A 21561-nucleotide genomic window follows, 5' to 3' on the forward strand; every position below is an offset into this window, starting at 1 on the left:
ATTCATGCATTTACACGCCACCTACAATTATTCGCTCGTCTTCTTATCGTGTCTCATCGCGGTCTCTGCTTCCTATGCCGCGTTGGACCTAACGGGCCGCGTGAGCGCGGCGAAAGCATTCAAAAACCGCATCGTCTGGCTCCTGTGCGGAGCGCTTCTTATCGGAACAGGCATTTGGTCGATGCACTTCGTGGGCATGCTGGCCGTCACGCTGTCCGAGCCGATTACATACCATATGAATTGGATCGTCGTCTCCTATATCGTCGCGATTGCCGCATCGGCCATTGCCCTTCAAGCCGTTAGCGTGGCCCGCCTTTCCCTCAAGCGGCATCTGTCCGGAGCTTTGCTGCTCGGTACAGGAATCGCCGCTATGCATTATTCCGGCATGGCCGCCATGCACGTACAAATCCGGTACGATCCGTTCTGGTTCGCTTTATCCGTGCTGATCGCCATGGCGGCTTCTTATGTCGCATTGGCGTTCGCCTTTCATTTTCGCAGCGCGAATTCGTGGATTTCGGTTCTATACAAGCTTGGCGGCGGTGTCCTGATGGGCGCGGCGATCGCGGGCATGCATTATACCGGCATGATCGCCGCCCATTTCGAGATGAACGCGCATTCCGAGGTTGCCGGGGTCGGCATGAATCAGGAGATGCTTGCGTACTTCGTCGCGGCCAGCACGTTCGTCGCGATGGCGATCGCCATTGCCGTATCGATCCTCGGACATCGGTTGTCGAGCAAGGACCATGCGTTGTACGAGCATAACAAATGGTACATTTCGCTATACGAGAACCACACGGACGGAATCGTAACGATCGATACGAAAGGCGTAATCGTGGACGTCAACCCGGCGTTCGTAAACATGACGGGGCGATCCGCGGAGTATTTCTTGCATCAGCCGTTGATCGGAATCATCGGTCTATTCGTCGAGGAACAGCGCGGCAAGGCAAGCCTTTGGCTTATCTACGCTTTGAAGGACGCGCAAGTGAAACGTCTGGAATCCGCCATCAACCACGTTTCCGGCCATTCCGTGAATTTGAGCGCCATGAGCGTCCCCGTGACGATCGACGACGAAGTTAAAGGAATTTACTTCATCTTCAGGGACATTACCGAGGAGAAGAAGTCGAAGGAACAGATTCAACATCTGGCCTATCATGACGAGCTTACGTCCCTTCCTAACCGCAGGCTGGTCAACCTAATGCTGGACAAGGCGATTCAGCGAAGCGAATCGTCGGCCGACAATTTCGCCGTTCTGGTCATCGATATCGACCGCTTTAAGCTCATTAACGATTTGCTCGGACATGCCTATGGCGATCAATTTCTGCTGCAGGTTACGGATCGGCTCCGCCAAGCGGCTGTCGGCATGAACGTGACGATCGGACGGATGGGCGGGGACGAGTTCGCGGTCATCTGCCACGGCGATCCGATCGAGTCTGCAGCCGTGCGCGCGGCGGAGCGTATTATCGAGGCCGTGCAAATTCCGTACCGGCTCAAGGACAACGACTTCTATGTATCGGCCAGCGTAGGCATCGCCCTATATCCGGAACACGGCGACAGCGTGGAGGATTTACTGAAGAAGGCGGACTCCGCCATGTACGACGTCAAGCGCAACGGCAAGAACGGTTACTGCTTCTACTCCGAGCAATTGGACGAGAACCTTCTGGGCAAGCTGGAGCTTGAGAGCGACCTGCGCAAAGCGATCGAAAGAAACGAGCTGATGCTGCACTATCAACCGCAAATTAACGCGGAGCAGAACAGGATCATCGGCGTCGAGGCGTTGCTTAGATGGACGCACCCGGACAAAGGGCTCGTTCCGCCCGGTCAATTTATCACCGTCGCGGAAGAGGCGGGAATTATCGGCGACATCGGCGCCTGGGTGCTCAGGGAAGCTTGTCGGCAGATGAAGCAGTGGCAGACGCAGTACGGCTGGCAGGTGCCGGTGTCCGTCAATCTGTCGTCCCAGCAACTGCTCGACGACCGTCTTGTCGATCTGGTCGCGGCGGTACTGCGGGAGACGGAGCTTGACCCGGCTTACCTGGAGTTGGAAATTACGGAGAGCATCATGATGGACGCCTCGAGGGCGAGCTCGATCTTGCAGAAGCTAATGGAAATGGGCATTCGGTTCAGCTTGGACGATTTCGGAACGGGATACAGCTCGTTAAGCTACTTGCGCATGTTCCCGATCGAGCGGCTTAAGATCGACCGGACCTTCGTACAAGAGATAACGACGAACGAGGACGATCGCGCGATCGTCGAGACGATCATCTCCATGGCCCACCATCTTAAGATGAACGTCATCGCCGAAGGCGTCGAGACGAAAGAACAATTGCAGCTGCTGCTCGATAACGGATGCGACGAGATTCAAGGCTATTATTACAGCAAGCCGTTGGCGGCGGAAGAATTGGTGCGTTACGTAGCCGATAATTTGGACGAGCGTCCGATGAACGATTCTCTAGGATAACCCGATTAGTTGAGCTCCGCCTTTTCCTTGGACATCCCGTCGGGCCAGCTCAACAGGCCAGATCTGCGGATAATCGCGTCGACTTCCACCTTCACCCGCACCTCGGCGAATGCTTTATCCCAATGGCCTTTTACTTTGGCCCACTGCTTAGGATACTTCCGGTGGAACGCCGCGGCGAATCCCAATATATCCGCTTTCTGCTTGCGTTGGACTTCCTCGATCGTCTCTTCGATCCGGGCTTTGACATCTTCTGCGAAGACGGTCTCTATTTGGCGCGCGATTGTCGGAATCATCGGATTCAGGTTTGTACCGTTCGCTACCATGTCTCCATTCGTCCTCACTTTCACGATCATCGTCCAATCTTCGCCGTCGATATGGGGAATAAGCCTAACGGACGCATGAATCGGCTTAAGCGCCACATTACCCGATTGTTGCCGTTCCTTAAAAGTTATCGTATACTCTTCAATTTCGTTCCGGATCCATAAGACTCCGCGCGTCAGGACGGGCGAGAGCTCGCCGGCCAACTTCCCGCGCTTGAGAATAGCCGTCCCGGAAAGGTAAGCGATTGTATCGTTTTTTTTGGCCGACTTAGGCGGAGGCAAGATATGTGCGAACGGCAGAGCGGTCGCCGGGGACTCCCCCTTCAACATGATGCTATATTCCTCCAACGTTACATTCAGGCCATGCTTCATCTTCGAAAGCTCCTGCAGAACCTCCGAAGAAGAGATTTCGATCGGCGGGAACAGCTCGAGCATTTTCGCCGCCTCTCCTTTGGCGATCATCACATATCCCGTCTCGCGAGGTTGAGGATGACGCAGGAGAAAATCCATATACTCGAGAATTCCGTCCTTTGCGATTTCCTCGCCGAACAGAAAAATTTTGCATTGCCCCCAGAAAAATTTCCGCGGCAGCTTCATTTGCAGCTTGGATAAGGCATCGGCAATGTCGATCCCTTGTTCGGATCGCAACGTCGTCTGATGCATCGAACCGCCGCCACCGCCACCGCCACCCCCCTGCGCCGCCCCCAAGCGTTCTCGGCAAAAGCATTTGAGCGGTAACCCGAATCGGAGCGTCTTCAGGCTTATCGATCGCGATCGCGGTAACGAGAGACAGATCGTTTAGCTCTACCCTGTCCCAACATCCCGTTGCTAACGCGAGCAGCGCGAAGGAGATCGCTGCCGCAAGCGCGAATTTCATCGATGATTCCCCTTTCGGTCGACAGACTATTGCTCCAAGAGCGGCCTGAACGGCTTGAACATGATGCCGAATATCGTGTGGAGTCCGGGCAATTGCGGTAAATTGAGACCGGTCATCACCCACCCGGAGACAATCACGGCGAAAAATACGGTCTTATCCTTTGCGGACATCTGTTTGACGTTGTTCCATTCCAGCCGGACAATGACTGCGGCGGCAACCGTCGTTACAGCGAACATGCCGATGTTCAACCTTTGGCAGCTCCCTTCAAGTAGGCGATGGCAAGCAGGATCGACGGAAGGAACAGGTTCACGATAGGGAGCTCGAATGGCCTTACATACCGGAGATCATCAGACAAGATGTCGAATGACGGGAAGCCCCAAATACTGCAAATGACAACCCATAGCGCAACAGGATAAACGATCGGGCGATAATTCCGAAGCTTCATCGTTTAGGACAGCGTGACAACGGCTACATACAGAAAAACGCTGATTTTAACGAAATTGCCGACTACCCATATGGCAAGCAGCATAGCTTCCAGGTTTTCGAAAAAGTCGGCAAGGCTGATATAGCGGAACGCGACAAGCACGGGATAGATTTTGTTGCTAAGATCAGGTCCGAGCAGAAGCAGAGCGATAAAGTCGATATATAGCAAGCTGAGGATGACGGCGGTTAGCGAGATCGCCCCCCACTTTCCTGCTTTGTCCGGATCCGCCAAGCGGGGGAGGAAGAAAGACATGATGAATAATTCGCTAAACCAAGCTTGCGGAGTCGCCGAGCCTTGCAGTACGGGAACAATCCCCCGCTCCAGAACCGGTAATAGATATTGGGCATGAAGCTCCGGGATCAACAGCAATAAGAAGAAAAGCGGAAGGCAGAACAGCGGCGTGAAAATGACGGCGCACCTGGCCAGCAGTTCGACCCCGCCTCGCACGGCTATCGCCGAGAGCAGCATAAGGGAAGAGATGACGAGCAGCATCGGAGTCTTGAAGAGGAACGCCCCTGTCACGAATTCCGCGTATTGCCGGATCATCAGTCCCGTGTCCTGCAGGACAGAGAGTAAATAAAAGCAGCCGAACAGCGTTCCAGGAATGGCGCCTGCGATACTCCGGCTGTACTCGACAATGGTCTGGCCCGGATAGAGCCTATGCAGTCGCGTGGCGAGGAATATAGCCAATAAACCGGATAACGAAGCGAATATCGGCGTTAGCCATAGATCGTTATTCGCGAATTGGGCCGAAATGGTCGGCAATGATAGGAAACCTGTAGCGAGCACGGTTGGATACATCATCAGCGCCAGCTGTAAAGCGGAAATTTTAACTTCTTTATCCAGACTTCATCCCTCCATTAATTACCGGCACCGCCTCCCTTGTCAGGTCCAGGTTTCTGGGCGGGCGGTTGACGAAGAGCGTTATATTCTCCCGTAAATCGCGGACGACGCCTCATCGACCACCAGGGAGCACGGATCAATACGTCCTTCATTTCGTCGAATATCGGCGTTTGCAAGGTGGACAGGTAGGGAACGCCGAATGAACGCAAGCTGCCCATATGAAGTACGATGGCGATCGTCCCCATCATGACGCCAAGAAGCCCGAGCGTTCCGCCGAGAAGAATCATCGGAAACCGAAGCATCCTGACCGAAATTCCGGCAACGTAGCGGGGGATCATAAAGGAAGAGATCCCGGTCAAGGCGACGACGATGACCATCGGCGCCGTCACGATGCCTGCCTGTACAGCGGCTTGTCCGATTACCAGCCCCCCGACGATACTCACCGCCGCGCCGATCTGCTTAGGCAGCCGGACGCCCGCTTCGCGAAGCGCTTCGAAGGTCGCCTCCATGAGCAAAGCTTCGACTAACGCGGGGAACGGTACGATTTCTCGCGAGCTCGCCATGCTCAGCAGTAAAGTCCCGGGAACCATCTCTTGGTGATACGTCAATATCGCGACATAAATAGAAGGCAGCAAAAGCGAAAGGGCAAGGAAGATGTACCTGAGCCAGCGGACGATGGTAGAGATGAGAAACCGTTGATAATAATCGTCCGCGGCCTGCAGAAAAGAGACAAAAGTGACCGGTGCCACGAGCGCGAACGGCGTACCGTCGATCATTATGGCGACGCGTCCTTCCAGCAAGGAGCTGCACACGGTATCCGGCCGTTCCGTGCTGATTAGCTGGGGAAAAGGGGAGAAGGGCTGATCCTCGATCAATTCTTCGATATAGCCGCTCTCCAGGATGCCGTCTATTCGGATTCGGCTAAGCCGAGCTTTGACTTCATCTACTAACTTAGTGTCCGCAAGACCCTCTACATAGGCGACAACGACTTTCGTCCGGGTATATTCGCCGATTTCCAACGGCTCCAGCTTCAACCGGCTGCTCTTGATAATCCGCCGTAATTGCGCCGTATTGATGCGCAGCGTCTCCGTAAAGCCTCCGCGAGGTCCCCGAATGGTCGATTCGGCAACCGGCTCTTCAATGCTGCGGGATTCCCATTTCGTGAGGCCAAGCGCCAGTCCGGAAGCAACGCCGTCAACCAGCAAAATCGGTTCGCCGTCGAGAAGGCGATTGGAGCAATCTTGCAACGTACTCATTTCCCGAATCTCCGAAACGGCAACGGAACGTTTCACACTGGCAGCGATGTCTCCGGAAGCTTCCCCGCTGCCTTGCGTCAGAGGAGCAATGACGAACTTTTGGAGGCCGTCGGAGTCGGCGAGTCCTTCTACGTAAACGAGCAAGCATTCGGTGCGACCTTCGAACTGAAACGAGCGGTATACGATATCGCTGCAGCTCTTAAAGGCGTCGCGAAGCGCTTGTTCATTCCGCTTCAACTCCGGATGCATCCGATCCGGCTGAAAAGGATCGACCGCATCCGGAGCTTCGGAGGCTGACGATGCCGACTTTCTCTTTCTTTTGCCGTCGATCAGACCCTTTATCGTTCGCATCCTGCGCATTCTCCCCGTGGCCCGATTTGCACAGCCTAGTCCCTCTCCATCATAAGTTGCGATGGAATTGCCAACTTCATGCACGATTTCCAGCCGAAATCGACGTTTGCAACGTCTAGTGGTATATTTATCCTGATTTATATGGCGTAGTCGGAAGGATGCGGTAAGGATGCAACATCATATATTGCTAGTCGAAGACGATGCGTCGATCGCGGAGATGGTCGGCGGCTATTTAACGAAAGAAGGGTTCCGGGTCACGACGGCGGCCGACGGGGAGGAAGGCTTGTCGATCGCCGCGCGCGAGCGGCTCGACTTCATCGTCGCGGATCTGATGATGCCGGGAATGGACGGGCTGGAGATGATCCGGCGAGTGCGGGAGTCGAGCGCGGTTCCGATCCTGATCATGTCGGCGAAGGACGGCGAAGTCGACAAAGCGCTCGGGCTGGGTTTCGGCGCCGACGACTACATCACGAAGCCGTTCTCGATGTTGGAGCTTGCCGCCAGAATCAAGGCGGGAATCAGAAGGGCGACGACATACGCGGGCCGGGAAGAACAACAGGCGACGCGATTACTTACGTTCGACCGATTGACGATCGATCTGGATAACTTCTCGGCGATGAAGGACGGAGCAACGATCAAGCTTACTTCCAAGGAATTCGACATTCTGAAGCTTCTCGCGACGAACCCGAACCGCGTTTTTACGAAAGCTCAGATTTACGGATTGGTCTGGCAGGACGACTATATGGGCGACGATAACGTCATCAACGTACATATGAGAAGATTGCGGGAGAAAATCGAGGATAATCCGTCCGATCCGCAGCTGATCAAGACGTTATGGGCGATCGGCTACAAGTGGGAAGGTAAATAGAATGAATCTTATGATTGCCGCGTTGTTGCTCGTTGTCGCGATATTGTTAACCATCATCTATTTTCAACGTCGCTCCCAAATTTCCCGAAGCCGTCAGCTCTCCCTCGTCGCGAGCAACCTATCCCGGATTATCGGCGATGAATCCAAAGAGAGGCTGCTCTTGTTTACGGACGACGAGCCGCTAAAGGCGCTTCTTGCCGAAATGAATCGGCTTCTCGACCGGAATCAGAAGTTGCAAGCTCATTTCTCCAAGACGGAGTCGGCGATGCGCAAGATGATCTCCAACATCTCCCACGATCTCAGAACCCCGCTTACGGTCATCCTCGGTTATTTGGAGACGATTCAGCTCGATCCCGCCATCGATCCCGCAGAGAAAGACCGGCTTCTAGCCAAAGTGCAAGCCAAAGCCGGAGAAGTGCTGACGCTTATGAATAAGTTTTTCGATTTGGCCAGGCTGGAGTCCGAGGACGCGCCGATTCCGATCTCGACCGTACGGCTCAATGAAGCGTGCTCGAGGAACATTCTGCAATTTTACGATGCTCTGACGGCCCGAGGCTTCGAGGTGATCATCCGCATTCCGGAGCACCCGATATACGTACACGGCAATGAGGACGCGCTCGACCGCATCTTGAACAATTTGATTTCCAATGCGATCCGGCACGGCGGAGACGGCAAAGTCATCGGACTCACGTTGGAGCGGGAAGACGAACATGCCCGCATTGACGTCTGGGACGAAGGCAAAGGCATCGGGGAACAGCATGGAGACCGCGTGTTCGAACGGATGTATACGTTGGATGACGCGAGGAATCGCGCTTTTCAGGGCAGCGGACTTGGCCTCACGATTACGAAGAGGTTGGTCGAGCATCTGGGCGGTACGATTCACCTCTACAGCAATCCGAACATCAAGACGATATTCACCATTCGCTTCAAGACGACCGATCTTAAGAAACTCGTAAGGAACGGTTAAGAAGAAAGATCATTTCGGCTGATATGATGATTACAGGCAGAACGAATGGGAGGTAGGCCGTTATGACAACCGTATTAAGAACAAGGCAATTAACGAAGACGTATCAAGGGAAAGACGTCGTTCGGAACGTCAACATGAACGTGCGGGCGGGGGAAATTTACGGGTTTCTCGGTCCGAACGGGGCGGGCAAAACGACGGTGATGAGAATGATCGCCAATCTGGTGAAGCCGACCGCAGGGGAGATCGAACTGTTCGGGCAACGACTGACATCCGGCTCGTACGACGTGTTGGGCAGAATGGGAGCGATCATCGAGTATCCGGTGTTCTACGACAAGCTGACGGCAGCGGGCAACTTAAAGCTTCATTGCGAATATATGGGCTATCACGACAAGAATGCGATAGACGAATCGCTTGAGCTTGTCGGGCTACGGAACGTCGAGAACAAAATGGTGAAAGATTTCTCGCTGGGAATGAAACAAAGACTCGGGATCGCAAGAGCGATCGTAACGAAGCCCGAGCTGCTCATTCTAGACGAGCCTATCAACGGTCTCGATCCGATGGGCATCAAAGAGTTTCGCGATATATTCAAGGCGTTAAGCCGGGAGTACGGAATCACGATCTTGATCTCCAGTCATATTCTCGGGGAGATCGAGCTCGTCGCGGACCGGATCGGCGTCATCAATAACGGCATGCTCCTTGAGGAAGTGTCCATGGAGGACGTCAGGGAGAAGAACAAATCTTACATCGAGCTCAAGACGCACGATTGCGCCAAAGCGGCTTACGTCATCGAGCACGAGCTTCGGTTGTCCAACTTCCGCGTCATCGGTAACGAGTCGATTCGCATTTATGATCTGAGCAAGGAACAGCAGGATATCACGAGAACGTTAATCCATCACGATGTAGCCATCGAATCGATCGGCAAAAAGAGCAGCACGCTCGAGGAGTACTTCTTAGGCGTCATGAAGGGGGCGGAGTTCAGTGCTTAAACTGATGAGACTTGAAATGCAAAAGTTCAAGATGGGCCGTTATATTCGGGGAGCTTTCATCGCCAGCTTCGTTATTTTCGCCTTGCTCTGTTTCCTGGCGTTAGCCGAGAAAAGCGAGGGCACCGTCGCGTTCCCTACGTATGCGGACGCCTTCATGATTATCGACACGATGGTGAGAGGGACGTTCATCGTTTTCGCCGCCACGCTCATCGCGCGCATCGTAATCGGCGAGTATAAGAACAAGACGATTACATTGTTGTTCATGTATCCGGTCAATCGCCGGAAGATAATCGTATCGAAGCTCGTTATCGTCGTTCTGTTTACTTTCGCCGCGATCGTATATACGGACATCATGGTAAGCTGCGCGTTCTATCTGTTCGACCGCTTCGCGAATGTCGTACCGGAGAAGCTCTCGTCGGGCATCGTCTCCGAGACCGCGATCAGCATGGGGATGAATGCGCTAGCCGCCAGCTTCATGGGTTTGATTCCGCTGTTCTTCGGCATGAGGAAATTGTCGGTCTCGACGACGATCGTCTCTTCCTTGGGCGTCGTGTTGCTGGTCTGTTCCGGGACGAACGAGTTCTCCTTAAACTCGATCATCGCGATTCCGATTTCGTTGGCCGCTCTAGGGATCGTCATCGCTTATCTGGCGATCAGGAAAGTGGAGCACGCCGACGTCGCCGCATAAGATGAAACAGCGAAGCCATCCGGTAGTCCGTATAGGACGCCAGGATGGCTTCTGCCATGTCTTTAAGGTTCAATGCCCCAGATAAGGACATCGTTCTGATAGATCGTCAACTTATTCGAGTCGGTTAGCGTTGATCGAGAGCCGTCATAGGAGTAGTCGCCCGTCTCGTTGTAATTTCCCCAGTTCGTTTTGTGGATTCGACTTTGGATATCTCCGATAGAAGCGCCTGGCGCAAGCATGCCAGCTCCTGCTGCGAACGTGAATTCCGCATAGTAATCCGCGCCGGACTTCGCCGTGGACAGCTTCACCAGCTTGCCTTGCACGTTGGCGCAACCGACCTGGGCCCAGTCGCAGACGAAGTTCTGCGACGTATCTCCGTCGACGGTGAAGTAGTATCGAACCTTTAATTCGCTCAGCGCGACCGGCGAGCTGCCGGTATTCTTCAGACTTATATAGGGATTGATCGTATTATTCGTCGCGTTGTTGTCACCTGGTCGATACTGTGCCGAGATGGAGGCGAGAGATTGCGGCGTATTCGGCTCGCTTGCGGTCGGAACGGCGCTGACGACCGCGGAAGGGGCGCTCTCGCCGCCGTTGTTGGCTGCGGTTACGATATAGTAATATCTAGTTCCATTCTGAGCGGTTACATCCGTAAACTGCTGCTGCGTCCAGCCATAAGGAGTAATCGGCGTAAACTGTCCCGTAGGCGTTGTTCCGCGTTTGACCGTGTAGCGAGTGGCGCCGATCGGTCGATCCCAGCTTAGCATCGCTTGCGAATTTCCTCCTATTGCCATTACGTTCTGCGGAGGCGAAGGCAGATCGGAGCTAGGTTCGACGCCCCAGATCAAGCTTCCGTTCTCGTACAGCGTAATTCGCGAGGAGTCGGCGAATGACGTCTGCGCGTCGATATACGAATAATCGTTCAGCTTGTTGTAGTTCGTGAACGTCGTATTATCGACGCGCAGCCGAATATCTCCGCTTGTCGATCCCGGCTGGATCGATCCGGCGGAAGGCAGGAACGATAGCTCGATATATCTATTCGCCGTCGGGGAAGGGGCGCTCGCGATCTTGATGACGGCCGGCGCGTTCGCGCAGCCGACCTGTGCCCAGTCGCAATAGACGTTGTCTTGCGTTGCGGAATCCTGGGAGTACCAGTACCGGACCTTCAGCTTGCTCAGATCGGCCGGCGTGCCGCGGAAATTCTTAATTCTCAGGAAAGGCAGCATCGTATTGTCCTGGTTGTCCGCCGCGCGATATTGAACGGCCAGCCCGTTAGGCGGGTGCGGGGTGACGACCGCTTCGTTGGAATTGCGGTTCGCGCCCGCATTGCTCGTCGCCGTGACGATGTAATAGTAAATCGTGCCGTACTGGACAGTATTATCGATGAAGCTGGTGCCGGTGAGCACCGGCGATACGATGCTGTATGGACCGTTGCTTTGCGTCGCGCGCTTAACGGTGTATTTCTGCGTATTCGTCAGCGAATTCCAATTCAAGCTCACTTGCGAGCTGCCCTCGGTCGCTTGGAGCTGGAACGGCTGCGAATAGAGCGTTGAATACACTTGGTTTGTATAGATACCCGTATATTGCCCGGTCGATGCTTTGTTGACATGAAGATAGAAAACATACGTTTGGTCATAATTAAGACCGGTGACTACCGCGCTCAAGCCCGAGATCGGTTGAGGCGGAAGTACGTCAATGAAAGTTGAGCCGGAAGGTTTCATTACGATTAACTCATAGATGACATCATCGCCTACCGTCGACGTCCAATGCACGTTGAACTTACCGTTGGCAGCATCCGGTTCGACGAACAGGTGAATAAGATTAAACCCGTACCCGGTCTGTCTTCCAACGTTGCCCGAGAGATCATAGGCTATCACGTTATATTGATAATATTTGTTGAGCTGCAAACCCTGATCTAAATATGCCCCCTCCTCCGTAGTCTCGTAGAACGTTACCCAGCTATTCCCATCGTATCGGGTCATAACGAATCGACTTACATTTTTCCCCGTCCATTGCAGCTTGACTGCGCCGGCTTGCAGTTCCGACGGACCCGCGTAAAACGAAAAATCCGTAATTTCAGGCGTTGCAGCCGCTTTCGCCGGCGCGGCGCCGAAGACGGCAGCCATCGCCAGGGCCAACGCGAGCAGGGCGTACATCCATAATCGCTTATTGCTGCGTTGAGCATACAACCTAATGTCCTCCATGTTCCATCCTCCTTGAATTAAGCTTGCAAACATGAATCATGAACTTTTAAGAAAACGTTTTCAAAACCAAAATAATTATATCACGCCTCAACTGACATTCAATTCCAATATTTTTGTTAATTCTAGAGCTTGACTCGCGTCCGAGCCGAACTTGTCTGCATAATCGTCCAAGTCCCCTCATATGCATGAACCATGGATTAACCAATGTGCAGAGGGGTGGATCGCATGCGTCGCCGAATTACTTGGATCGCCGCTCTTGCCCTGCTAATGACCTTCGTCTTAGCGGGTTGCGGGGGCAAGAATGCGGATTCGATCGTGAAGGACCTGGACAAAGTGGTAAGCAAAATGGAAAGCTATCAAGGAAGCGGCACGATGACTTTACATACGGGTCAGCAGCCGCAGAAGTACAAAGTGGAAGTGTGGTACCAAAAGCCGGATTATTATCGGATCTCCCTCACGAACGAGAAGCGCGATATCACGCAGATCGTGCTCCGCAACAACGAAGGCGTATTCGTGCTTACGCCTCAGTTGAACAAGAGCTACCGGTTCCAAAGCGATTGGCCGAAAAACCAAGGCCAAGTGTACTTGTACCAGACGCTCGTGCAAAGCATCGTAATGGATAATTCGAGACAATTCGCGGAAGACAAGGACGCCTACGTGTTCGACGTCATGGCGGCCAACTATCAGAACGGCTCGTTCGCAAGGCAGAAAATTTGGCTCGATCAAGACAACTACAAGCCGCTAAGAGTGGAAGTCACCGACACGAGCGCCCATACGATGGTCGAGGTCAATTTCGATTCGTTCGAGTTCGGGACGAAATTCGATAATTCCGCCTTCGATATGAATCAGAACATGGGCGGCCAGAAAGCGAAGCCTTCCGACTCGGCGCAGCCAAGCTCGAGCGCGGATAAAGCCAATTCGCCGGATGCGTCCAAGGACAACCAAACCTCGGGTCAGGAAGTCGATCCGACGACCGCCGCGCCGCAAGCGAGCGTGACGATCGTCGAACCGGATCCGGAAGCGTTGCCGGTCGGCGTGCAACTGCTCGAACAGCCGACGGACGTGCAGCTCGGCGAGAGCACGGGCGTCATGCTGCGCTATTCCGGAGCTTATGACTTCACGATTCTCGAGATGGTATCCAGAGATCAAGCGGTAACGCTGATGAAAGGGCTGGCGATCGATCTCGGCTTCACGATGGGCCACCTGACGCAAGGCGAGACGAGAACGTTGACTTGGACCTACAACGGAACGGAGTATAGGTTGATCAGCTCCGATCTCGAGCAAGCGGATATGGTGAAGATCGCGCAATCGATGGAGGAAACTTCCGGTAAGTAACGATGGCGGAAACGGAGGCCGATCAACGAATGATCGGCCTCTTTGCCATACGGGCACTCTCGATAGGAAATCGTTGCATGCCTCTGAATCGTTGACAGTAGCGCCGCCGCCCGTTAACATTACTTTATTGTAGCTAGAGTAGCGGGGAAGGTGGCTCGACCGTGGACAGTTATTACCGGCCGACCGTGGCCGAGATTTCCCTCGATGCCCTGGAGAGCAACATTGCAGCGTTCCGCAAGCATCTGCCGTACGGAACGCTATTGCTCGCGTCCGTGAAAGCTAACGCGTACGGACACGGGGCGGTAGAGGTTGCGCGGTCCGCCGTACATGCGGGCATCGATTATTTGGGCGTAGCGTTCTTGGACGAGGCGTTGCAGCTTAGGGAGGCGGGGATCGAAGCGCCGATCCTCGTGCTGGGCTTCACGCCGCCGGAAGGGCTGCCTATCGCCCGGGACCAAGGAATTACGGTGACGTTGTACCGCGACGACATTCTCGACGCGGCGGCAGCGTTGCCTCCGTCGGACCGCAAGCTGAAAGCGCACGTGAAGATCGATTCGGGAATGGGACGGCTTGGCGTTCTTCCGGGAGAGCCCGCAGAGAGGTTTATCCGGCGTGCTTTCGGGATTCCGGGTCTGGAAATCGAGGGCATTTTCACTCATTTCGCGCGCGCGGACGAGTCGGATAAACAGTATACGCTTATGCAAGCCGAGCGCTTCGCCAGCGTCGTGAAATTCGCGAAGCAGAGCGGCTTCCATATACCGATCGTCCATTCCGGCAACAGCGCGACGGGGATCGATCTCCCCGGGCATGTCGGCGGGATGCTTAGACTGGGCATCAGCATGTACGGGTGTTATCCGAGCTCGGAAGTGAACGGCGGGTCCGTCGCTTTGGAGCCTGTTCTGACGCTGAAGACGAAGGTCGTCCATGCGAAGAGATTGTCGGCTGGGGAAGGCATTAGCTACGGTACGAGATACTTCACGGAGCGCGAAGAGACGATCGGCACGATTCCGATCGGCTATGCGGACGGTTTCAGCCGGATGCTGACCGGTAAGGCGGAAGCGCTCGTGCGCGGACGGCGGGTGCCGGTGCTAGGCACGATCTGCATGGATCAGTGCATGATTCGGCTCGACGACGCGGTTGAGGCAGGAGAAGAGGATGTACGGCTTGGCGAAGAAGCGGTACTGATCGGCCGCCAAGGCGATGCGTCGATCACCATCGAGGAGGTCGCCGGCAAGCTCGGCACGATTCCCTACGAGGTCGCGTGCATGATAGCGGCGAGAGTGCCGCGCGTCTACAAGCGGGGCGGATCAACGGCAGCCGTAACGAACCCGGTATTGGGAACATCTGGTTCATGAAAAATCTCGTCATCGAGCAGGAAAGTATGTTATATATCTAGAATGGTTACGAGAGTATTCGTATATTTTGCTTCATACACATGCATACTGGGAATTAGGTTGCGTGCTGGAAAACCTTTGGGGGTGTCTGTTCGGTGGCCAATCTTCATAATACGAAACGGATTATGATCAGTCTTCCCGATCAATTGCTGCGCGAGGTCGATTTTGTCGTAGCTAAGGAAAACACGAATCGCAGCGAGATCATTCGCCAGGCGATGAAGGAGTACTTGGTCGATCGTAAAAATCGGCTTATTCGCGACGCGATGCAGCGCGGCTATCTCGAGATGGCTAAGATCAACCTCCATATGGCTTCGGAAGCGTTCCAAGCGGAAGAAGACGCCGAAAGATCACTCGGACGCCTCGTAAGCGGGGTGTAGCACTTGATCGTTAAACGCGGGGATGTATACTATGCGGATTTGTCTCCGGTCGTCGGCTCGGAACAAGGCGGCGTACGCCCCGTGCTGGTGATCCAGAACGATATCGGCAACAGGTTCAGTCCGACGGTGATCGTAGCCGCCATCACGGCGCAGATCCAGAAAGCGAAATTGCCCACTCACGTGGAAATCGATGCGAAGACGCATGGGATGGAGCGCGATTCGGTCATTTTGCTCGAACAGATACGTACCATCGATAAGCAGCGGCTAACCGATAAAATCACGCATCTGGAAGACGATACGATGCGCAAAGTCGATGAGGCATTGCAGATCAGCGTCGGCTTAATTGATTTTTAAAAAACACGAAAGACAGGGGCTGCTAGCTTATGGCGGTTGCCTGTCTTATTTGCGATCAAAGGGAGAGTTGACAGCATGTCGACAACGTTGGATTTAAACGCGCAATTGGAAAAATACGCCGAGTTGATCGTCAGAGTAGGCGTTAACGTGCAGCCGGGGCAACCGGTGCTTATTAACGGGGCGCTGCTCGAGCTGGCTCCGCTCGTTCGGCTGATCGCGGAGAAAGCGTACGAGGCGGGAGCGAGCGACGTGCACGTCGATTGGGTCGACGAAGCGCTGTCCCGGCTTAAGTACGAGAAGGCCGCGGACGAAACGTTCACCCGGTTTCCGGAGTGGGAGACGATCAAGCGGCACGAAGTAGTACAGAACAACGGGGTCGTCGTATCCATCAGCGCTCCGAACCCGGACCTGCTCAAGGGCATTAAGGCCGAGCGGATCTCGAATTACCAGAAGGCGGCCGGCACTGGACTTCGAGAATTCAGACGAGCGATTCAGGCGGACCGGATCAGTTGGAGCGTCGTCTCCGCTTCGACGAAGAACTGGGCGACGAAAGTATTTCCGGGCGAAGACGAGGAGACGGCGGTCGCGAAGCTGTGGGAGGCGATCTTCCAGGCGGTCCGCTTGAACGAGGAAGATCCGGTCAAGGCATGGGATGAGCATAACGCCAATTTGCACGCGAAGAGCGATTGGCTGAACGAGAAGCATTTCGCGAAGCTGCTGTATCGCGCGCCGGGCACCGAGCTGTCGGTAGAGCTGCCGGAGAAGCATCTGTGGGTGGCGGCCAGCAGCGTGAACGCGCAAGGGACTCCGTTCATGGCGAACATGCCGACGGAGGAAGTGTTCACCGTGCCGAATAAGAACGGCGTTAACGGGTACGTGTCCAGCACGAAGCCGCTCAGCTACGGAGGCAACATTATCGACGGCTTCAAGCTGACGTTCGAGCAAGGGCGTATCGTGAAGGTCGAAGCGGAGCAAGGGCAAGAGATTTTGCAGAAGCTGGTCGACTCCGACGAAGGCTCGCACTACTTGGGTGAAGTGGCGCTCGTGCCGCACCAGTCGCCGATCTCCCGGTCGAACGTGCTGTTCCTGAACACGCTGTTTGACGAGAACGCCTCGAACCATTTTGCGATCGGAAGCGGTTATGCGTTCAATGTCAAAGGAGGCAAAGAGATGTCCCCCGAAGAACTGGAGGCTTGCGGCGTGAACGCGAGCATCACGCACGTGGACTTCATGGTCGGCTCGGCCGAGATGGACATCGACGGCGTAACGGCGGACGGTAACGTTGTTCCGGTGTTCCGCGAAGGGAATTGGGCGTTCTAAAAATAGTCGGTTGGGTGCGGGAGGCTTAAGGTTCATGGGTGAGTTACAGGTTGTGTCAGGCGCGGATATTCAGGAAAGAATGATACGCCAGATTTCGGCGGAGCTTGGGATCGGAATCGGCCAAATCCGAACGGTGGCGGCGTTGCTCGATGACGGCAATACGATCCCTTTCATCGCGCGGTACCGCAAAGAGATGACGGGCGAGCTGGACGAGAATCAGCTTCGCGCGATCGACGATCGCCGGACGTATTTGAAAGGGCTGGAGGATCGCAAAGCGGAAGTGATCCGGCTCATCGAGGAGCAGGGCAAGCTGACGCCGGAGCTGCAAGCGGCGATCGAGAAAGCCGCGAAGCTTCAGGAGGTCGAAGACCTGTACCGGCCCTATCGGCAGAAGCGCAAGACGCGTGCCAGCGTCGCCAAGGAGCGCGGGCTGGAGCCGCTGTCGCAATGGATTCTATCGCAGCCGAGACAAGGCGAACTGCTCGCCGAGGCGGCTAAATACATAAACCCCGAGGTTGGCGTCAACAGCGCCGAGGAAGCGGTGCAAGGCGCATGCGACATCATTGCGGAGAACGTCGCCGACGAAGCGGATATCCGCAAGTGGGTGCGCCGATTTACGTGGGAGCAGGGCGTGTTGTACAGCAAAGCTAAGAACGCGGACGCGGAATCGGTATACGAGATGTATTATCAGTATTCCGAGCCGGTGAAGCGGCTGCCGCCGCACCGCGTGCTGGCGATCAACCGCGGCGAACGAGAGGAAGTGCTCGGCGTCTCCATCGACGTTCAGCCCGATCGGATTCACGCGGAGCTGAGCCGCCGATATATTCGGGGCGCATCGATCGTGCAGCAGACGCTTGCCGCGATGCTTGAGGACGCGTATAAGCGCCTCATCGCCCCGTCGATCGAGCGCGAGATTCGCGGCGAACTGACCGATAAGGCGGAGGAGCACGCGATCGGGATTTTCTCGGAAAATTTACGCAACCTGCTGCTTCAGCCGCCGGTCAAAGGCCGCGTCGTGCTAGGCGTCGATCCGGCTTACCGGACGGGCTGCAAGCTGGCCGTCGTGGACGAGACGGGCAAGTTGCTGGAGGTGGCGGTCAGCTATCCTACGCCTCCGCATAATAAGAAAGCGGAGGCCGAGGCGCTGTTCCGCCGTCTTATCACGCAATACGGCGTGCAGCTGATCGTCGTCGGCAACGGCACCGCTTCCCGCGAGACGGAGCAATTCGTCGTAAGCGTCATTCACGCGATGCCGGAGCGCAAGCTGCAGTATCTCATCGTTAACGAAGCGGGCGCGAGCGTCTATTCGGCGTCGAAGCTCGCGCAAGAGGAGTTCCCGGAGCTCGACGTCGCGGAGCGCAGCGCGGTATCGATCGCGCGCCGCCTGCAGGATCCGCTGGCCGAGCTCGTGAAGATCGAGCCGAAGGCGATCGGCGTCGGCCAATACCAGCACGACGTGACGCAGAAGCGGCTGGACGAGAGCTTGTCAGGCGTCGTCGAGTCGGCGGTAAACCATGTCGGAGTAGACGTGAATACCGCCTCTCCGTCCCTGTTGTCCTACGTGTCGGGCATTAACGCTACGCTGGCGAAGAATATCGTCAAGCAGCGCGAAGAGATCGGCAAGTTCGCGTCGCGCGCTCAGCTGCAGAAGGTACCTAGACTCGGAGCGAAGACGTTCGAGCAATGCGTAGGCTTCCTCCGCATTACGGACGGAGCGAATCCGCTCGACCGGACGCCGATTCATCCGGAATCGTACGACGTCGTGGGGAAGCTGTTCAAGGAGCTCGGATTGAACGTGTCGGATATCGGTTCGGACCCAGTGAACGAGAAGCTGAGAGCGCTTGATCTCTCCGAGCTATCCGTCACGCTCGGGGTTGGCGTTCCGACGCTTCGGGATATCGTGGACAGCCTGATGCGTCCGGGCCGAGACCCTCGCGACGAGCTGCCGCAGCCGATCTTCCATACCGACGTGCTTGACATCGAGGATTTGAAAGCGGGCATGGAGCTGAAAGGAACGGTTCGCAACGTGGTCGACTTCGGCGCGTTTGTCGATATCGGCATCAAGAACGACGGACTTGTCCACGTATCGCAGCTCAGCAACAAGTTCGTGAAACACCCGACAGAAGTCGTCGCGGTAGGCGATACCGTCACCGTCTGGGTCATCGGCGTCGATCTCAAGAAAGGCCGCGTCAGTTTGACGATGCGTCAGCCTTAATCAGATTCCGTACGGAGCCGCCGGAGGCCGATTCCGGCGGTTTCTTCTTTTTAGCAATCGTTTGCATCTTGTGCATCGCGGCGAAGTTCGATACAATTCAAGCAACCAAATCTGTGCTTAAGGAGGCGATAGCATGATTCAGGACAAGTGCATCGGGTCCCATCACCCCAAGTGGTTCGGGTTAGCGTTGCAAGCACTGGTCATCTTGTCGCGCGATAATGCCCAGACTTGCCCGAGCGGGGAGCTTGCCGCTTATTTGCAATCGGAAGCGACGCTGTTGCGCCGGATTATGGCAACTTTGGTTAAAGGCGGCATATTGGAGACGAGGGAAGGCCGAGACGGAGGTTATCGGCTTCGGCGCGACCCTCAATCGGTGACGCTTGAGGAAGTGTATACGGTGCTTCAAGTCAGCGACCCGCTTTGCTTCGGCATCAAGGAGACGACGGGCACGCATCCTTTCGGCCAAGAGATGAAGGCGATTTTCTGCGAGCTGACGTCGGAGATGGACCGTTCGATGCGCGAGGTGCTTAGCCGTTATACGATCGGACATCTGGCCGACCGTGCGTTGTATTGCGCGAACAAACCGGCAGCTAAGGAATTGACGACCGGGAGTTGACATCTTCTTTTGATCGTCGTATACTGTGCAATAAATACAACAGTTAACGTTGTTTTTATTTTTTTGTTTATACTGTGCAGGATTCGACACAGATGTGTGAAGGAACACTACTGTCGGCGGTCGCGCGGGCTCGTCATCATTTTCGCGTTAACTGTGTTAGTTATTGCTCAGATTAGTAATCCACTCTTGAATGCCCAGAAGGAGGCAGTACTTATGTCAACGACAACGGTAACAAGCAAGGAGAAAGCATTCTCCGAGGTGATTCGCGAACGCCGCTCGGTGAGAGCCTACGATCCGAATTTCACGATTTCCAAGGAAGAAATGACCGAGCTGCTAGGCGAGGCGATTCTCGCTCCGTCATCCTCGAATCTTCAGCCCTGGCGGTTCCTCGTCATCGACGACCAACAGATGAAGGAGAAGCTGCTGCCGATTGCCTGGAACCAGCAGCAAGTGGTCGAGGCTTCAGCGGTCATCGCCGTGCTGGGCGACTTGGAGAGCTACAAGCTCGCGGACAAGATTTATACGCGGGCGTTCGAAGCCGGATATATGCCGGAGGACACCAAAAACGCGTTCGTCGAACGCACCGTGAAGACGTACGGCTCGCTGCCGAAGGACATCGCGACGAGAATCGTCAGCACGGACGGCGGCTTGATCTCGATGCAGCTCATGCTGGCAGCCAAAGCAAGAGGCTACGATACCGTGCCGATGGGCGGCTATGACGCGGTTAAGTTCGCGGAGGCGTTCGGTATCGGCGAAAGGTATGTTCCGATCATGCTGATCGCGATCGGCAAAGCGGCGAAGCCGGGTCATCCGACGGTGCGCCTGACCGTGGACGAAGTCGCGAGCTGGAACGAGTTCACCAACTGAACGCAAGGATAAAAGAAGGACCCTTACCCGCCAAGTCCGGCGGCAAGGATCCTTCTTCTTGTGAGAGTCGATGCAAGGCGCCGGAAGGCTTGCGCGCGTTCGCGCGATAAGGCCGGTATTCAATGGACGTTGGGCTGATCCTTCGTCTTCTCTGGTTTCGCCCTGTAATAAAACCAGCAGTCGTTCAAAAGGCGAATTTGCCGGCGGTCTTTCTTCTGAAACGCGGACATGAGCTGATTGCAAAGCCATTGCGGCATCGGAATCGTCCTCCTCCCATCGCATGCTGTCACGTTTAGCATATGGGGATAGGCGAATGTCCGTGCAGGTCCGATTCGTCAGAACCTATCTTCTTCTTCGTACCATTGCTCCAGCTGCGCTTGCAGCGCGCGAATTTCGGTCAGCAAGGAGATCAGCGGATAAGCCCCTTCGCGGATAGCGGAGAAGGCTCGTTCGAGATCGTTAATATAATCCAATCCGCCGATCAGCGCATCGTTCTCGTTCAGCAACTCGAGCCTGCCGCATTCGGCGACGGCTCTTGGCAGCTTAGGAACGTTGTCGGCCGTCAATTTCGACAATTCCTTATGCAAGCGCAGATTAAGCGCGCTTAGTTGGTAAGCATGCGACGCGGGCATTTCCACGAATTCCAGCGCGCCTTGTTCGTGTTGCAGAATCACGTACGACATCTCTGGCATGAGAAACCGGTCTCCCCTCGGTCCGTTACTACTTGACAGTGTAGCCCAATCGCGGACTACAATTCAAGTAGCCAAGCTTCGCAAGGGGA

The 21561-nt window shown here is 55.2% G+C and carries 20 protein-coding genes and 1 pseudogene; 13 read left to right on the plus strand and 8 right to left on the minus strand.

Annotated elements, in window-relative coordinates; genetic code table 11:
- The first annotated feature begins 4 nt into the window (after window positions 1-4).
- A complete protein-coding gene (locus tag COHPA_RS0118580) occupies window positions 5-2458 on the plus strand; it encodes an EAL domain-containing protein (protein WP_245590310.1) in 2454 nt (817 codons plus the stop codon).
- A gap of 5 nt (window positions 2459-2463) precedes the next feature.
- On the opposite strand, the gene COHPA_RS0118585 is transcribed toward COHPA_RS0118580, so the two are convergent.
- From COHPA_RS0118585 to COHPA_RS0118600, 5 genes and pseudogenes are all read right to left on the minus strand, one after another.
- The gene (locus tag COHPA_RS0118585; RefSeq protein ID WP_027087654.1) at window positions 2464-3441 is read right to left on the minus strand and encodes a Ger(x)C family spore germination protein; all 978 of its coding nucleotides are present in this window, start codon (window positions 3439-3441) and stop codon (window positions 2464-2466) included.
- Between the two features lie 88 nt (window positions 3442-3529).
- Window positions 3530-3655 (minus strand): annotated as a pseudogene (locus COHPA_RS26565) (Ger(x)C family spore germination protein); the annotation flags it as partial.
- A gap of 26 nt (window positions 3656-3681) precedes the next feature.
- The gene (locus COHPA_RS0118590; protein ID WP_027087655.1) at window positions 3682-3903 is read right to left on the minus strand and encodes a hypothetical protein; all 222 of its coding nucleotides are present in this window, start codon (window positions 3901-3903) and stop codon (window positions 3682-3684) included.
- A 200-nt stretch (window positions 3904-4103) separates the two neighbouring features.
- Complete coding sequence (locus tag COHPA_RS23795) at window positions 4104-4985, minus strand: GerAB/ArcD/ProY family transporter (protein ID WP_342667820.1); 882 nt, start codon at window positions 4983-4985, stop codon at window positions 4104-4106.
- Window positions 4986-4999: 14 nt separating this feature from the next.
- Complete coding sequence (locus tag COHPA_RS0118600; protein WP_027087657.1) at window positions 5000-6589, minus strand: spore germination protein; 1590 nt, start codon at window positions 6587-6589, stop codon at window positions 5000-5002.
- A gap of 169 nt (window positions 6590-6758) precedes the next feature.
- Here COHPA_RS0118600 and COHPA_RS0118605 point away from each other — a divergent pair, with 169 nt between their 5' ends.
- The 4 genes from COHPA_RS0118605 (at window position 6759) to COHPA_RS0118620 (ending at window position 10098) form a co-directional block, all read left to right on the plus strand.
- On the plus strand, window positions 6759-7457 hold the full coding sequence (locus tag COHPA_RS0118605; RefSeq protein ID WP_027087658.1) for a response regulator transcription factor: 699 nt from the start codon (window positions 6759-6761) through the stop codon (window positions 7455-7457).
- A gap of 1 nt (window position 7458) precedes the next feature.
- A complete protein-coding gene (locus COHPA_RS0118610) occupies window positions 7459-8424 on the plus strand; it encodes an ATP-binding protein (protein WP_027087659.1) in 966 nt (321 codons plus the stop codon).
- A gap of 62 nt (window positions 8425-8486) precedes the next feature.
- Window positions 8487-9410 (plus strand): ABC transporter ATP-binding protein, encoded by a 924-nt coding sequence (locus COHPA_RS0118615; protein ID WP_027087660.1) that lies wholly within the window; start codon window positions 8487-8489, stop codon window positions 9408-9410.
- Entirely contained in the window at window positions 9403-10098 is a 696-nt protein-coding gene (locus tag COHPA_RS0118620; RefSeq protein ID WP_027087661.1) for an ABC transporter permease, read from the plus strand. Before COHPA_RS0118615 ends, COHPA_RS0118620 begins: the two co-directional genes overlap by 8 nt.
- Before the next feature lie 62 nt (window positions 10099-10160).
- On the opposite strand, the gene COHPA_RS24605 is transcribed toward COHPA_RS0118620, so the two are convergent.
- Complete coding sequence (locus tag COHPA_RS24605) at window positions 10161-12302, minus strand: cellulose binding domain-containing protein (protein ID WP_027087662.1); 2142 nt, start codon at window positions 12300-12302, stop codon at window positions 10161-10163.
- Between the two features lie 225 nt (window positions 12303-12527).
- Between COHPA_RS24605 and COHPA_RS0118630 the strand changes: the two genes are divergently transcribed.
- The 8 genes from COHPA_RS0118630 (at window position 12528) to COHPA_RS0118665 (ending at window position 20780) form a co-directional block, all read left to right on the plus strand.
- Window positions 12528-13637 carry a LolA family protein gene (locus tag COHPA_RS0118630; RefSeq protein ID WP_027087663.1) on the plus strand — a complete coding sequence of 370 codons (1110 nt, stop codon included), beginning with the start codon at window positions 12528-12530 and terminating at the stop codon, window positions 13635-13637.
- A 161-nt stretch (window positions 13638-13798) separates the two neighbouring features.
- Window positions 13799-14992 (plus strand): alanine racemase, encoded by a 1194-nt coding sequence (gene alr, locus COHPA_RS0118635; protein ID WP_027087664.1) that lies wholly within the window; start codon window positions 13799-13801, stop codon window positions 14990-14992.
- A gap of 134 nt (window positions 14993-15126) precedes the next feature.
- Window positions 15127-15408, plus strand: coding sequence for a CopG family ribbon-helix-helix protein (locus tag COHPA_RS0118640; RefSeq protein WP_027087665.1), 282 nt, complete (start codon window positions 15127-15129; stop codon window positions 15406-15408).
- A gap of 3 nt (window positions 15409-15411) precedes the next feature.
- Window positions 15412-15762: a type II toxin-antitoxin system PemK/MazF family toxin gene (locus COHPA_RS0118645; protein ID WP_027087666.1), complete on the plus strand. Its 351-nt coding sequence runs from the start codon at window positions 15412-15414 to the stop codon at window positions 15760-15762.
- A 75-nt stretch (window positions 15763-15837) separates the two neighbouring features.
- A complete protein-coding gene (locus tag COHPA_RS0118650) occupies window positions 15838-17082 on the plus strand; it encodes an aminopeptidase (protein ID WP_027087667.1) in 1245 nt (414 codons plus the stop codon).
- Window positions 17083-17116: 34 nt separating this feature from the next.
- Window positions 17117-19297 (plus strand): Tex family protein, encoded by a 2181-nt coding sequence (locus tag COHPA_RS0118655; protein WP_027087668.1) that lies wholly within the window; start codon window positions 17117-17119, stop codon window positions 19295-19297.
- A 133-nt stretch (window positions 19298-19430) separates the two neighbouring features.
- Window positions 19431-19913, plus strand: coding sequence for an Rrf2 family transcriptional regulator (locus tag COHPA_RS0118660; protein WP_027087669.1), 483 nt, complete (start codon window positions 19431-19433; stop codon window positions 19911-19913).
- A gap of 213 nt (window positions 19914-20126) precedes the next feature.
- The gene (locus COHPA_RS0118665; RefSeq protein WP_027087670.1) at window positions 20127-20780 is read left to right on the plus strand and encodes a nitroreductase family protein; all 654 of its coding nucleotides are present in this window, start codon (window positions 20127-20129) and stop codon (window positions 20778-20780) included.
- A 119-nt stretch (window positions 20781-20899) separates the two neighbouring features.
- Here COHPA_RS0118665 and cmpA read toward each other — a convergent pair whose 3' ends face one another.
- Together cmpA and COHPA_RS0118675 are read right to left on the minus strand one after the other, a co-directional pair.
- Complete coding sequence (gene cmpA, locus COHPA_RS25695) at window positions 20900-21037, minus strand: cortex morphogenetic protein CmpA (protein ID WP_156926701.1); 138 nt, start codon at window positions 21035-21037, stop codon at window positions 20900-20902.
- Between the two features lie 78 nt (window positions 21038-21115).
- Complete coding sequence (locus COHPA_RS0118675) at window positions 21116-21472, minus strand: hypothetical protein (protein ID WP_027087671.1); 357 nt, start codon at window positions 21470-21472, stop codon at window positions 21116-21118.
- Window positions 21473-21561 lie beyond the last annotated feature (89 nt).

The organism is Cohnella panacarvi Gsoil 349 (assembly GCF_000515335.1).
Lineage (GTDB): Bacteria > Bacillota > Bacilli > Paenibacillales > Paenibacillaceae > Cohnella > Cohnella panacarvi.

Excerpts from the sequence above, each read along its gene's own strand:
- COHPA_RS0118605 (WP_027087658.1), top strand. The coding sequence starts at position 6,759 with ATGCAACATCATATATTGCTAGTCGAAGACGATGCGTCGATCGCGGAG.
- COHPA_RS0118660 (WP_027087669.1), top strand. The coding sequence starts at position 19,431 with ATGATTCAGGACAAGTGCATCGGGTCCCATCACCCCAAGTGGTTCGGG.
- COHPA_RS0118615 (WP_027087660.1), top strand. The coding sequence starts at position 8,487 with ATGACAACCGTATTAAGAACAAGGCAATTAACGAAGACGTATCAAGGG.
- COHPA_RS0118665 (WP_027087670.1), top strand. The coding sequence starts at position 20,127 with ATGTCAACGACAACGGTAACAAGCAAGGAGAAAGCATTCTCCGAGGTG.
- COHPA_RS0118630 (WP_027087663.1), top strand. The coding sequence starts at position 12,528 with ATGCGTCGCCGAATTACTTGGATCGCCGCTCTTGCCCTGCTAATGACC.
- COHPA_RS0118655 (WP_027087668.1), top strand. The coding sequence starts at position 17,117 with ATGGGTGAGTTACAGGTTGTGTCAGGCGCGGATATTCAGGAAAGAATG.
- COHPA_RS0118610 (WP_027087659.1), top strand. The coding sequence starts at position 7,459 with ATGAATCTTATGATTGCCGCGTTGTTGCTCGTTGTCGCGATATTGTTA.
- COHPA_RS0118600 (WP_027087657.1), bottom strand. The coding sequence starts at position 6,589 with ATGCGAACGATAAAGGGTCTGATCGACGGCAAAAGAAAGAGAAAGTCG.
- COHPA_RS0118585 (WP_027087654.1), bottom strand. The coding sequence starts at position 3,441 with ATGCATCAGACGACGTTGCGATCCGAACAAGGGATCGACATTGCCGAT.
- cmpA (WP_156926701.1), bottom strand. The coding sequence starts at position 21,037 with ATGCCGCAATGGCTTTGCAATCAGCTCATGTCCGCGTTTCAGAAGAAA.
- COHPA_RS0118675 (WP_027087671.1), bottom strand. The coding sequence starts at position 21,472 with ATGCCAGAGATGTCGTACGTGATTCTGCAACACGAACAAGGCGCGCTG.
- COHPA_RS0118580 (WP_245590310.1), top strand. The coding sequence starts at position 5 with ATGCATTTACACGCCACCTACAATTATTCGCTCGTCTTCTTATCGTGT.
- COHPA_RS24605 (WP_027087662.1), bottom strand. The coding sequence starts at position 12,302 with ATGGAGGACATTAGGTTGTATGCTCAACGCAGCAATAAGCGATTATGG.
- COHPA_RS0118650 (WP_027087667.1), top strand. The coding sequence starts at position 15,838 with ATGTCGACAACGTTGGATTTAAACGCGCAATTGGAAAAATACGCCGAG.